At 64.6% G+C, this 11,353-nt stretch carries 13 protein-coding genes and 1 pseudogene; 12 read left to right on the forward strand and 2 right to left on the reverse strand.

Annotated elements, in window-relative coordinates:
* The 5 genes and pseudogenes from JWM94_RS08615 to rpsI all read left to right on the forward strand — a co-directional run.
* Window positions 1-121, forward strand: a pseudogene (locus tag JWM94_RS08615) (signal peptidase II); the annotation flags it as partial.
* Window positions 114-524 (forward strand): DUF3035 domain-containing protein, encoded by a 411-nt coding sequence (locus JWM94_RS08620; protein WP_299425038.1) that lies wholly within the window; start codon window positions 114-116, stop codon window positions 522-524. The pseudogene JWM94_RS08615 and the gene JWM94_RS08620, both read left to right, overlap by 8 nt.
* 91 nt (window positions 525-615) lie before the next feature.
* Window positions 616-1,650: a COX15/CtaA family protein gene (locus JWM94_RS08625; protein WP_299425040.1), complete on the forward strand. Its 1,035-nt coding sequence runs from the start codon at window positions 616-618 to the stop codon at window positions 1,648-1,650.
* A gap of 126 nt (window positions 1,651-1,776) precedes the next feature.
* Entirely contained in the window at window positions 1,777-2,256 is a 480-nt protein-coding gene (gene rplM, locus JWM94_RS08630; RefSeq protein ID WP_299425043.1) for a 50S ribosomal protein L13, read from the forward strand.
* Window positions 2,256-2,798 carry a 30S ribosomal protein S9 gene (gene rpsI, locus JWM94_RS08635; RefSeq protein WP_299425046.1) on the forward strand — a complete coding sequence of 181 codons (543 nt, stop codon included), beginning with the start codon at window positions 2,256-2,258 and terminating at the stop codon, window positions 2,796-2,798. The genes rplM and rpsI overlap by 1 nt, the downstream gene beginning before the upstream one ends.
* Before the next feature lie 65 nt (window positions 2,799-2,863).
* Here rpsI and JWM94_RS08640 read toward each other — a convergent pair whose 3' ends face one another.
* On the reverse strand, window positions 2,864-3,319 hold the full coding sequence (locus JWM94_RS08640) for a MarR family winged helix-turn-helix transcriptional regulator (RefSeq protein WP_299425049.1): 456 nt from the start codon (window positions 3,317-3,319) through the stop codon (window positions 2,864-2,866).
* 143 nt (window positions 3,320-3,462) lie between these two features.
* On the opposite strand from JWM94_RS08640, the gene JWM94_RS08645 reads away from it, so the two are divergent.
* The 7 genes from JWM94_RS08645 to JWM94_RS08675 all read left to right on the forward strand — a co-directional run bounded on the left by JWM94_RS08645 (window position 3,463) and on the right by JWM94_RS08675 (window position 10,511).
* A complete protein-coding gene (locus JWM94_RS08645; RefSeq protein WP_299425052.1) occupies window positions 3,463-4,233 on the forward strand; it encodes an alpha/beta hydrolase in 771 nt (256 codons plus the stop codon).
* Between the two features lie 116 nt (window positions 4,234-4,349).
* Entirely contained in the window at window positions 4,350-4,826 is a 477-nt protein-coding gene (locus JWM94_RS08650) for a hypothetical protein (RefSeq protein ID WP_299425055.1), read from the forward strand.
* Window positions 4,827-4,911: 85 nt separating this feature from the next.
* Entirely contained in the window at window positions 4,912-6,621 is a 1,710-nt protein-coding gene (locus JWM94_RS08655; RefSeq protein WP_367185875.1) for an Hsp70 family protein, read from the forward strand.
* Window positions 6,618-7,562 carry a hypothetical protein gene (locus JWM94_RS08660; protein WP_299425058.1) on the forward strand — a complete coding sequence of 315 codons (945 nt, stop codon included), beginning with the start codon at window positions 6,618-6,620 and terminating at the stop codon, window positions 7,560-7,562. Before JWM94_RS08655 ends, JWM94_RS08660 begins: the two co-directional genes overlap by 4 nt.
* Window positions 7,559-7,963 carry a DUF805 domain-containing protein gene (locus tag JWM94_RS08665; protein WP_299425061.1) on the forward strand — a complete coding sequence of 135 codons (405 nt, stop codon included), beginning with the start codon at window positions 7,559-7,561 and terminating at the stop codon, window positions 7,961-7,963. Before JWM94_RS08660 ends, JWM94_RS08665 begins: the two co-directional genes overlap by 4 nt.
* Before the next feature lie 69 nt (window positions 7,964-8,032).
* Window positions 8,033-9,958: a 1-deoxy-D-xylulose-5-phosphate synthase gene (dxs, locus tag JWM94_RS08670; protein ID WP_299425064.1), complete on the forward strand. Its 1,926-nt coding sequence runs from the start codon at window positions 8,033-8,035 to the stop codon at window positions 9,956-9,958.
* Between the two features lie 4 nt (window positions 9,959-9,962).
* Window positions 9,963-10,511, forward strand: a complete 549-nt coding sequence (locus JWM94_RS08675) for an HNH endonuclease (protein WP_299425067.1) — start codon at window positions 9,963-9,965, stop codon at window positions 10,509-10,511.
* 54 nt (window positions 10,512-10,565) lie between these two features.
* Here JWM94_RS08675 and JWM94_RS08680 read toward each other — a convergent pair whose 3' ends face one another.
* Entirely contained in the window at window positions 10,566-11,237 is a 672-nt protein-coding gene (locus JWM94_RS08680; RefSeq protein ID WP_299425069.1) for an alpha/beta hydrolase, read from the reverse strand.
* Between the last annotated feature and the right edge of the window lie 116 nt (window positions 11,238-11,353).

Here is an 11,353-nt window from a genome sequence, read left to right on the forward strand (position 1 = left end):
GACCTTCAATCTTGCCGACGCGGCGATTACGGTGGGGGTGCTCATCCTGCTCGCGCGCGCCTTGCTGGTCCGTGACAAGCCGCGCATAGAGCCGAGCGAAGTGGAGAATTCGAATGCGTAAGGTTGTGTCGATCGTCGCCATCGCGAGTGTGGCCCTGGTGCTGAGCGGTTGCGCCAAGCGCGGTTACGACCGCGCGCGCCCCGATGAATATGCCGTCGCGCGCAGCCAGCCGTTGGTCGTACCCCCCGATTTCTCGCTGCGCCCGCCGCAGCCGGGTGTCGCCCGCCCGCAGGACAACAACCCGTCGGCGCAGGCGCTCGACGCTCTGTTCGGCGGCGCCGCGCCGCGCAGCCAGGCGGAGCGCTCGACGCTCGACCAGGCGGGTGGCGATTCGGCTAGCCCAGGCGTGCGCTCCGATGCCGGCGATCCGGATACCAAGATCGTCGACAAGGGCGGCACCACGCGCGACATCGTCGCCGCGCCCGAAGGTGACGGGCAGAACGCGCGGACGGCCGCCAACTGATTTTCTCTCCCGTTCGTGCTGAGCTTGTCGAAGCACGTGTTCTTGGCACGCCCTTCGACAGGCTCGGGGCGAACGGTGAAGGAGTTGCCCGGTGAGTGAACTCGACCGCGCGACACCGCGCACCATCGCCGCGTGGTTACACTTCGTCGCCTTCCTGATCGTCGCGATCGTGGTTGTGGGCGGCGTCACGCGCCTTACCGAATCGGGCCTCTCGATCACCGAATGGAAACCGCTCACCGGGGCGATCCCGCCGCTGACCGACGCGCAGTGGCAGGCCGAGTTCGCCAATTACCGCCGCATCCCGCAGTACGAGGCGATCAACCACGGCATGACGCTGGCCGGGTTTCAGGCGATTTTCTTTTGGGAATATCTCCACCGCTTCCTCGGGCGAATTATCGGCCTCGCGTATTTGATCCCGCTCGTGTGGTTCGCCGCGCGGCGGCAAATCCCGCGCGGGTATTTCTGGCGGCTGTTCGCGCTGTTCGCGCTGATTTGCCTGCAGGGCACGTTCGGCTGGCTGATGGTACGGTCGGGGTTGACGCATCGCACAGAGGTCGCGCCGGTGTGGCTCGCGATCCACCTGCTCACCGCGCTCTTCACGCTCGCCGGCATGGTGTGGACCGCGCTCGACCTGCGCGCGCTGGCGCGTGACCCGGCGGCACGACCGGCGCGGCTGACCGGCTTGGGTTTCCTCGGGGCGGCGATCCTGACGGTGCAGCTATTGTACGGTGCGTTGATGGCGGGCTTGCGCGCCGGACTGGTCGCGAAGGACTGGCCGCTGATGAACGGGCAGCTCTTTCCGGGCGCGACCCAAAGCGGCGAATCGCTCGGCACGATGTTGTTCGACGATCCGGCCATCGTTCATTTCATCCATCGCTGGTGGGCGTGGGTCGTGGTGGCGATGCTGGTGATACTTGCGCGCAAGGTGAAGCCGTTCGACCGCCGCGCCTCGATCGCGATCCACATCGCGTTCGGGACGCAGATCGTGCTCGGTGTCGCGACGGTGATGAGCGGCGTGAACGTGACGCTGGCCGGGTTACACCAGCTGGTCGGGGCGCTGCTGGTGATCGCGGTGGCTTGGGGCGTGCACGCCATTGGACGGGCCAGAACCGCGCCGGTATCATAATACCCGTCAGCAAAAGCGCGGTTTTGCTTGACTTTGTGGCCTCTCGATTGCATTTGGCCGCCAACGAACGCGGTCCCTTTGGGGCCGCGCTTCTGTTTTTGGACATAAGCGAAAAGGTCACAGCCCATGAAGGCGCTGATGAAGACCACCAAGTCGGTCAAGCCGTACGAAGTGGAAAAGAAATGGCACATCGTCGATGCCACCGACCTGGTGGTCGGTCGCGCCGCGGTGGTGATCGCCAACGTGCTGCGCGGCAAGCACAAGACCAGCTACACCCCGCATGTCGATTGCGGTGACAATGTCATCGTCATCAACGCCGACAAGGTGAAGTTCACCGGCAAGAAGCTGTCGGACAAGATCTATTACAAGCACACCGGTTATCCCGGCGGGATCAAGTCGATCACCGCCGGCAAGGTGCTCGAGGGTCGTTTCCCCGAGCGCGTGCTGGAAAAGGCCGTCGAACGGATGATCCCGCGCGGGCCGCTGGGCCGTCAGCAGCTGCGCAACCTGCGCATCTTCGCGGGTTCCGAGCATCCGCACGAAGCGCAGAACCCCGAAGTTTTGGACATCGCGGCGATGAGCCGCAAGAATAAGGTGGGTGCATAATGGCTGATGAACGCCAGTCCCTCGCCGATCTCGGCAGCGTGATCAACACCGGCGCCGCGGGTCAGACTCCGGACGCCGTCATCGCCGACGCACCGGTCAACAATAGCGGCCCGGCCCCCGAGCCGATGCCGTTGCGCGAACAGATCATCGACGCGCAGGGCCGCGCCTATGCGACCGGCCGCCGCAAGGACGCCGTCGCGCGCGTCTGGATCAAGCCGGGCACCGGCAAGATCACGATCAACGGCCGCGAGTTCGAATCGTACTTTGCGCGCCCGACGTTGCGCCTCGTCATCAACCAGGTGTTCGGCATCGCCGAGCGCGAGGGCCAGTATGACGTCGTCGCGACCGTCAAGGGCGGTGGTCTCTCGGGTCAGGCCGGCGCGGTCAAGCACGGCATCAGCCAGGCGATCACGAAGTACGAGCCGATCCTGCGCACGCAGGTGAAGCGCGCCGGCTTCCTGACCCGCGACAGCCGCACCGTCGAGCGCAAGAAGTACGGCAAGGCGAAGGCCCGCAAGAGCTTCCAGTTCAGCAAGCGATAACGGCAACGAACTTGTTGTTCGCGAAAGGGGCGGTCCGGCGACGGGCCGCCCTTTTTCGTGCCGTTTTACTCCGCCGGCGTTTCGCTCGTCAGCGCCCGTCGCAATTTGCGGATTTGACCGGTGAGCGCGACCATGTCGGGTATCTTCAGTCCTGAATGCGCGAGCAACGCATCGGTCAGACATGATGCCTCGCGCCGCAAACCGCGGCCCTTCGCGGTCAGGCTTACATTGACCTGACGCTCGTCGACTGCGTTGCGCTGACGCTTGACGAAACCGGCCGCTTCGAGCCGTTTGACCAAAGGCGTGATGGTGCTCGACTCAAGCGCCAGCCGCCCGGCGATTGCCGATATGGTCAGGCCGTCCTCTTCCCACAGCGCGCTCAAAACGAGATATTGTGGATAGGTCAGACCGAGCGAATCGAGCATCGGCTTGTACATCCGATTGATCGCGATCGAGGTCGAGTAAAGCGAAAAGCACAGCTGCTCGTCGAGCGGTAGCGGGTCGTTCGCGGTGGGCGGCACCAAAAATCTCCTCAAGTAATCCAGTGACTTATGGAAATAATCATTATCGCGATAAGTTTTAGCTGGACAATGCATTTTACACAAGCCTATTAGTATATATCGCGATAATGATTATCGTGCTAACATATAGGAAGGAGACTGACATGACCAAGAAGATTCTCGCCGCCGCTGCCGCCGCCTCGATCGCGCTCGGTGCCGCTCCCGCTTATGCCGGCGCCGACAAGGCTACGCCGGTCAAGTCGATCGTGCTCGTCCATGGCGGCTTCGTCGATGGCTCGGGCTGGATGGACGTCTACAAGATCCTCAAGAAGGACGGGTACAAGGTCACGATCGTCCAGAACCCGACCGACTCGCTCGCCGACGATGTCGCGGTGACCAAGCGCGCGATCGCCGCCGCCGATGGCAAGGTGATCCTGGTCGGCCATTCCTATGGCGGCGTGGTTGTTTCCGAAGCCGGTACCGACCCCAAGGTCGCGGGGCTGGTCTACATCACCGCCTTCGCCCCCGATAAGGGCGAATCGGTTGCCTCGCTGATCGCCAATCCAGCGCCCGGCGCACCGGTGCCGCCGATCCTGCCCCCGAAGGACGGTTATCTGTTCCTCGACAGCAGCAAGTTCGCCGCGTCGTTCGCCGCAGACGTCAAGCCCGACCTCGCGCAGTTCATGGGGGACTCGCAGGTGCCTTGGGGTCTTGCGGCGCTACAGGGCGCGGTGACCGAGCCGGCATGGCGCGTGAAGCCGAGTTGGTACCTCGTCGCCACCGACGACAAGATGATCCCACCTGCGGCGCAGCGCTTCATGGCGGGCCGGGCTGGCGCGAAGGTCGAGGAATCTGCGGGCAGCCATGCCATCTACGTGTCGAAGCCAGCCATCGTGGCCGCTTTCATCGAAAAGGCGGCTCGCGGCGTACAATAAGCCCACGCTCGCCGAGTGAAGGGGGCGGTCCGCCGGGCGGACCGCCCTTTTTCGTTCGCATTGCGGGGGTGAACGTTTGCTGGTCTTCGCCCGGAGTGGGTCGCTAAAGAAGGCTGATGGATGACACCGCCGCCGCACTGACCGATCGAATCGTAACCTTCGTTCGCTCGGTCGGCATCACGATCGAGCCCGCGATCCTGCCCGACGACGGCTTCCTGCCCGCCATCGCGGTGCGCAACGGCGTGCTGCTCTACGACCCCGCCCGGCTGCAATGGCCCGGCGATCTGCTCCACGAAGCGGGGCATATCGCGGTGACCGACCCCGCGCTTCGTCCGACGGTCAGCGAATTCGACAGCGATGGCGGCGACGAGATGGCGGCGATTGCCTGGTCCTATGCCGCCGCGCGGGCAGCAGGGATCGACTCTCGCACGCTGTTTCACGATCACGGCTATAAGGGCGAGGGCGGGTGGCTCGCCGAGTTGTTCGACGGCGGCGGCGATATCGGCGTGCCGATGCTGCAATATTACGGCATCTGCGCGCGCGCCGGGCAAGGCGAGCCGACATTTCCTGCGATACGCCGATGGTTACGCTGAAAAAACGCCGCCAGCGCTGCCGTTACGGGCGCCAAAATGCTGGAATAGCGTCAGCTTTTTGATATCGAATGTCCCGCATCGGGGGATGAGCGTGATAATCGGGATCGATCTGGGAACCACCAATAGCGCTGCCGCCGTTTGGCGCGACGGCGCGGCCGAACTTATTCCCAACGCGCTGGGCGATTTCCTGACCCCATCCGCTGTCAGCTTGGGCGACGACGGCGCATTGCTGGTCGGCCTGCCGGCGCGCGATCGGCAACCGACCCATCCGGACGTCACCGCCACCGCGTTCAAGCGGTATATGGGCACGACGCACAAACTGAGGCTCGGCCGACGCGATTATGGGCCTGACGAACTGTCCGCGATGGTGCTCCGCAGCCTGAAGGCCGATGCCGAGGCATTTCTCGACACGGCGGTGACTCGCGCGGTCATTACCGTCCCGGCCTATTTCAACGACAAGCAACGCCGCGCGACGCGCCGCGCCGGCGAACTAGCCGGGCTGAAGGTCGAACGGCTGATCAACGAGCCGACCGCCGCCGCGCTCGCTTACGGCATTCACGATACGAGCGAGCACGCGCCCTTCCTGATCTTCGATCTGGGCGGCGGCACGTTCGACGTTTCGCTCGTCGAGATATTCGACGGCATTATCGAGGTGCGCTCGTCATCCGGCGACAACCGGCTGGGCGGTGAGGATTTCAACCAGACGCTGATCGATCTGGCGACAATCAAGCTGGCCGCCGCCGTCGCCGATCGTGGCGACCCGGCCGGACTGCACGAGGTGATGCGCGCGGCGGCCGAGCGCGCGCGGCGGACGTTGAGCGACCGCGACGACGCCAATTACCGTTTCGTGTGGGGCGGTCAGGAATATGCCGTGACGATTACCGCCGCCGAATTCGAGGAGCGCGCGGAACCGCTGCTCGCCCGGCTGCGCGACCCGGTCCTGCGGTCGTTGCGCGACGGCGGGGTCAGGGTCGATGCGCTTGCCGAGATCGTCCTGGTTGGCGGCGCGACTCGGATGCCGATCGTGCGCCGTGCGGCGACGCGGATGTTCGGCCGTTTTCCCAACGCGACGGTCCACCCCGACCACGCCGTCGCGCTGGGCGCGGCAATCCAGGCCGGATTGAAGGCGCGCGATGCCGATCTGGAGGAAATCCGGCTGACCGATGTTTGTCCGTTCACGCTGGGTGTCGATGTCGCCGAACGTGACGGACGCGGCGGGTTGCGGTCCGGCCTGTTCGCTCCGATCATCGAACGCAATACGGTGATTCCGGCCAGCCGCGTCAACCGCTTCTTCACGCTGGTCGACAACCAGCCGTCGATCAAGCTCGGTATCTATCAGGGCGAATCGCGTGAGGTGAGCAACAACGTCGAACTGGGTGGAATCGAAATCGAGGTGCCGCGCCGGCCGGCCGGGCAGGTCGGGGTCGATTGCCGATTTACCTATGATACCTCGGGCCTGCTCGAGGTCGATGTCACCATTCCGGGGACCGAAATCCGTAAACAGGCGCTGATTTACGACCGTGAGGATTCGCACCTTGTCGCTCAGCTCGACCAGCGCCGCGCGGCGCTCGCCGGCCTGAAGGTTCATCCGCGCGACGAAGCAGCCAATACGGCGGCGATGACGCGCGCACGGCGATGTTACGAAGATTCGCTGGGCGACGCCCGCGACTATATCGGCGCGATCACCGGTCAATTCGAAACCGTGCTCGAAGGCCAGGATCCGCGCCAGATCGAGGGAGCGCGAACCGAGTTGTTGAAACAGCTCGATTCGATCGAAGGCGAACGGTACCTATGATGCAGGCGAAGGCCGCGTGGCGGTCGCTGGGAATCGAGCCGACGCCCGATAAAAAGACGATCCGGCGCGCCTATGCCGCCAAGCTGAAGACGATCGATCCCGACCGCGACATCGACGGTTTCCTGAAGCTGCGAAGCGCGCTGGCCGGCGCCGAGGCAGCAGCCGACAGGATGGCGGACTCCACGATCGACGACGCGACCGAATGGGCCGACGAGCCATCGTCGTTCGAAATGCCGATCGACAATCCACCGGTCGGGGCGATGGATCGCTCGGCCGATACCGCATCCGATCGCGATGTCGCGCTGGCCGAACCCGAGGACGATCCACGCCGGCGGGTGGGGGAGGCGTTGTTTCCCGAGGATGGATCGTCGCCCGATCAACAACGTTTGCGCGACGCGGTCGCCGCCTTGCTCGCCGACGACCGCATGGCGCAGATCGATTATGCCGCCGAAACCGAAGACTGGCTGGCCCATGTCCTTGCCCATGGCCAGCCCGCATCGGACGCGGTGATCCCGGCGGTCGTCGAACATTTCGGGTGGATGGCCGAACGCGACGCCGCCAGGCAGCGGCCGGCGATCGGCTATGTCGCGCAACGCGCCGACGATCTCGATTGCATCGCGTCGCTGCGCGACCCCGGTCATCGCTGGCATGAGCCGTTTGTGGTACTTCAACGCCGGGCTCCCAAGGCGATGCTGCTCGATCATCGCATCAGGTTGAAGGCGCCGATCGCGCAACTGCTCGCGAGTATCCGTTATCATAATCCCGCCGTGGAGAGCCTGTTCGACGCCGATCACGTTGCGATGTGGGCGGATGTCGCGCCGGTTGACGACTTACGCGAGCGGCCGCCGAGCGTTGGCGGCGTGAGCTGGTTCGGGTGGATGTGGATCGCGTGGCTGGTGCTGCTGTTGATCCGCGTAGCCGCGATGGCGGTCGGATCGTGACTGCCGAAGCGGAAACGCCGCCGCGCACACAGCTCGCCGTCACGCTGGCGAAGGCGGCGCTTCGTTATGCGCCCGATTTTCACGGCCGCGCGACTCGTACCGAGTTGTTCGCGACCTTCGCCGCTTGTGCGGTCGCGGGTGCGCTGATGGGGGCGATCGGGTCGTTCGCCGGTCCGGAATCGAACACCTTGCAAGGCGTCGCGACGGCAATCGTCGTTTGCCTGCCGTTGATCGCCGTCATGATACGCCGGCTGCACGACACGAACCGCCGCGGCATTTCCTTGCTCTATATCTTCATGCCCTATGCCGGCATCGTCGTGATTGGCGTCGTTCTGTTGCTGAACGGTTTCGCGGGTAATAACGAGACTGGGCCGGATCCTCGAGCCCGGCGGCGGCGTTGATGCCGTCCCCCCTCTACTGGCCTAACACGATCAATCGACACCCGTTTCCCGCTACGCTAGAGTCACCGGATGGCCGATCTCCCCCCGACGCCGCTGCTCGATACCGTTTCGACGCCCGCCGACCTCCGCACACTCAAGCCCGCGCAGTTACGCCAACTCGCCGACGAGTTGCGCGAGGAAGTGATTTCGGCGGTCGGCGTGACCGGCGGACATCTCGGCTCGGGGCTTGGCGTGGTGGAGCTCACCACCGCGATCCATTACGTGTTCAATACGCCCGACGACCGGCTGATCTGGGACGTCGGGCATCAATGCTATCCGCACAAGATCCTGACCGGGCGGCGCGACCGCATTCGCACGTTGCGCATGGGCGGGGGACTTAGCGGCTTCACCAAGCGCAGCGAGAGCGAATACGATCCGTTCGGCGCGGCGCATTCGTCGACCTCGATATCGGCTGCGCTGGGCTTCGCGATCGCCAACAAGCTGGCGGGCAAGCCCGGCAAGGCGATCGCGGTGATCGGCGACGGCGCGATGTCGGCGGGGATGGCGTACGAAGCGATGAACAACGCCGAGGCCGCGGGCAACCGGCTGATCGTCATCCTCAACGACAACGACATGTCGATCGCGCCGCCGGTCGGCGGGCTGTCGGCGTATCTCGCGCGGATGGTGTCATCGAGCGAGTATTTGGGGCTGCGCAGCCTGGCCAAGCGTATCACCGCGAAGATTTCGCGCCGCATCCACAACGCCGCGCAAAAGGCCGAGGAGTTCACTCGCGGCATGGTGACCGGCGGGACCTTGTTCGAGGAACTTGGCTTTTACTATGTCGGGCCGATCGACGGGCACAATCTCGATCACCTGATCCCGGTGCTGGAGAATGTGCGCGACAGCGAACACGGCCCGATCCTGGTCCATGTCGTGACCAAGAAGGGCAAGGGCTATGGCCCGGCGGAAGCCGCGGCGGACAAATATCACGGCGTGCAGAAATTCGACGTCATCACCGGCACGCAGGCGAAGGCGCCGCCGGGGCCGCCGGCGTACCAGAACGTCTTCGCCGACCAGCTGATCAAGGATGCCCAGGCCGATCCCACGATCGTCGCGATCACTGCGGCGATGCCGGGTGGCACCGGGCTCGACCGTTTCGCCAAGGCGTTCCCCGACCGCACCTTTGACGTTGGCATCGCCGAACAGCATGCGGTGACGTTCGCCGCGGGACTTGCGGCGCAGGGGATGCGGCCGTTCTGCGCGATCTATTCGACCTTCCTGCAGCGCGCCTACGATCAGGTCGTGCACGATGTCGCGATCCAGAATTTACCGGTGCGGTTCGCGATCGACCGCGCAGGATTGGTTGGTGCCGACGGCGCGACGCATGCGGGCAGCTTCGATGTAACCTATCTGGCTACGTTACCCAACTTCGTGGTAATGGCCGCGGCGGATGAGGCGGAGTTGGTCCACATGACCCACACCGCAGCGCTCCACGACAGCGGCCCGATCGCGGTGCGTTACCCGCGCGGCAATGGCACCGGCGTCGCGCTGCCCGAAGTCGCGCAGCAACTGCCGATCGGCAAGGGCCGGATCGTCCGTGAGGGCAAGAAGGTCGCGATCCTCTCCCTCGGCACGCGGTTGGTCGAAGCGCTCAAGGCCGCCGACGCGTTGGAGGCGAAGGGCCTGTCGACGACTGTCGCCGACCTGCGCTTCGCCAAGCCGCTCGACGAGGAACTGATCCGCAAGCTGCTGACCAGCCACGAAGTCGCGGTGACGATCGAGGAAGCATCGATCGGCGGCCTCGGCGCGCACGTCCTGACCCTGGCGAGCGATACCGGGCTGATCGACGCCGGCCTCAAACTCCGCACGATGCGCTTGCCCGACGCGTTCCAGGACCAGGACAAGCCCGAGTTACAATATGCCGAGGCGGGGCTGGATGCCGACGCGATCGTCGAGACCGTGCTGAAGGCGTTGCGGCATAACGATGCCGGCGTGATTGAAGGCGCGCGGGCGTAAGCCCTTGAAGTTTCGCAAACCGCTAAAGATTACCAGCCGAACTTCGTCCGTCACGAACGGTTTTGTGCAGGCGATCATTCCAAGTGAAGAGCCGACCGACGATGCGCGAGCGGAAGCTTTGCGCGTTCTGGGTATGGATGAGGAATCGATCCGTTGTGTTTATTGCGGGGGCAATGCCACCGATTGGGATCATTTGAGACCATTGGTCAGCGGAAAACGCCCAACAGGGTATTTCAACGAAATCAGAAACTTGGTTCCGGCCTGCGGCCCCTGCAATCAATCGAAAAGCGGGCAGGAGTGGCGGCGTTGGATGGCGGGATTGGCCAAGGGTTCGCCTGGATCGCGAGGCGTCACCGACATTGAGGAGCGCATCGCCGTACTCGAACGATACGAGACTTGGGGCGAGATCGAAAAGGTCGAGCTCGAAGCCCTAGTCGGATCCGACTTGTGGAAAAGCTATTGGGATCGACTGGCCGCGATCGAGAGCCTGATGTTCGAGGCGCAAGCAGAGGCAATCGTTATCCGCGAGCGGATCATTGCCGCCCGACGCTAGGCGTCGAGATGGCTCTGATGTCGCCCTAAGGTTGGCTCGCCTCTATTGGCTGTATCACCGCCCCAGATAATGCTCCTGCGCGGCGTCGGTGGCGTTGATCGCCAGCACCGACCGTGCCTCGCTCGGCGCCAGCGCGTGGCCCGACCGGTCGCCGCTCGCTGCGATCACCCGGTCGAGCAATTGGCGGCCTTCTTCCCACCAGCCGATCCCGCTCGCGGCGTTCAAATGACCTTGCGGCCCGGCGTCGATGAAGTGGCTGCCCCAGAACGACGCCATGCTGCGCGCCCGGCTGATCTCGATCCACGGATCGTCGCTCGACGCGACGAGGATCGAGGGGAAGGGGAGGGCCTTCTTTGGCGTCGGCGCGAAGCCTTTCAACTCGGCGGCGCAATCGCCGCGGTCGGCGTCGGCGGGGGCGACGAGCAACGCGCCGGCGACCGGCCAACCATAAGGCTGCGGGCTCATCTCCGCCCACCACGCTACCGCCAAGCAGCCGAGCGAGTGCGCGGCGAAGATCACCGGCGCCTGCGCCTGGCGCACCGCCTGGTCGATCTGAGTCACCCAGGCGTTGCGGTGCGGCGCGTCCCACAGCCCGAGCTCGACCCGGTGCGTGTCGGGCCGCGCCTTTTCCCACAAGGTCTGCCAGTGGCTGGGGCCGGAGCCGCCGAGACCGGGAACGGTCAGGATGGTCGGGAGCGTGCCGTCGGGATGCGTGAACTGACCCATGTCGAGTGACTCCACCAAGAGGGTGGGAAGAAGGCGGCGGGGGCGCTCTAGGGGGACGACCGCGCTGCTATCTTCGCCTTCTTCCCAACACCGAAACTAATCCCTAGTTTCCTGAT

It is taken from the genome of Sphingomonas bacterium (assembly GCF_028289855.1).
Classification (GTDB): domain Bacteria; phylum Pseudomonadota; class Alphaproteobacteria; order Sphingomonadales; family Sphingomonadaceae; genus Sphingomonas.

Excerpts from the sequence above, each read along its gene's own strand:
- JWM94_RS08620 (WP_299425038.1), top strand. The coding sequence starts at position 114 with ATGCGTAAGGTTGTGTCGATCGTCGCCATCGCGAGTGTGGCCCTGGTG.
- rplM (WP_299425043.1), top strand. The coding sequence starts at position 1,777 with ATGAAGGCGCTGATGAAGACCACCAAGTCGGTCAAGCCGTACGAAGTG.
- rpsI (WP_299425046.1), top strand. The coding sequence starts at position 2,256 with ATGGCTGATGAACGCCAGTCCCTCGCCGATCTCGGCAGCGTGATCAAC.
- JWM94_RS08645 (WP_299425052.1), top strand. The coding sequence starts at position 3,463 with ATGACCAAGAAGATTCTCGCCGCCGCTGCCGCCGCCTCGATCGCGCTC.
- JWM94_RS08650 (WP_299425055.1), top strand. The coding sequence starts at position 4,350 with ATGGATGACACCGCCGCCGCACTGACCGATCGAATCGTAACCTTCGTT.
- JWM94_RS08655 (WP_367185875.1), top strand. The coding sequence starts at position 4,912 with ATGAGCGTGATAATCGGGATCGATCTGGGAACCACCAATAGCGCTGCC.
- JWM94_RS08660 (WP_299425058.1), top strand. The coding sequence starts at position 6,618 with ATGATGCAGGCGAAGGCCGCGTGGCGGTCGCTGGGAATCGAGCCGACG.
- dxs (WP_299425064.1), top strand. The coding sequence starts at position 8,033 with ATGGCCGATCTCCCCCCGACGCCGCTGCTCGATACCGTTTCGACGCCC.
- JWM94_RS08680 (WP_299425069.1), bottom strand. The coding sequence starts at position 11,237 with ATGGGTCAGTTCACGCATCCCGACGGCACGCTCCCGACCATCCTGACC.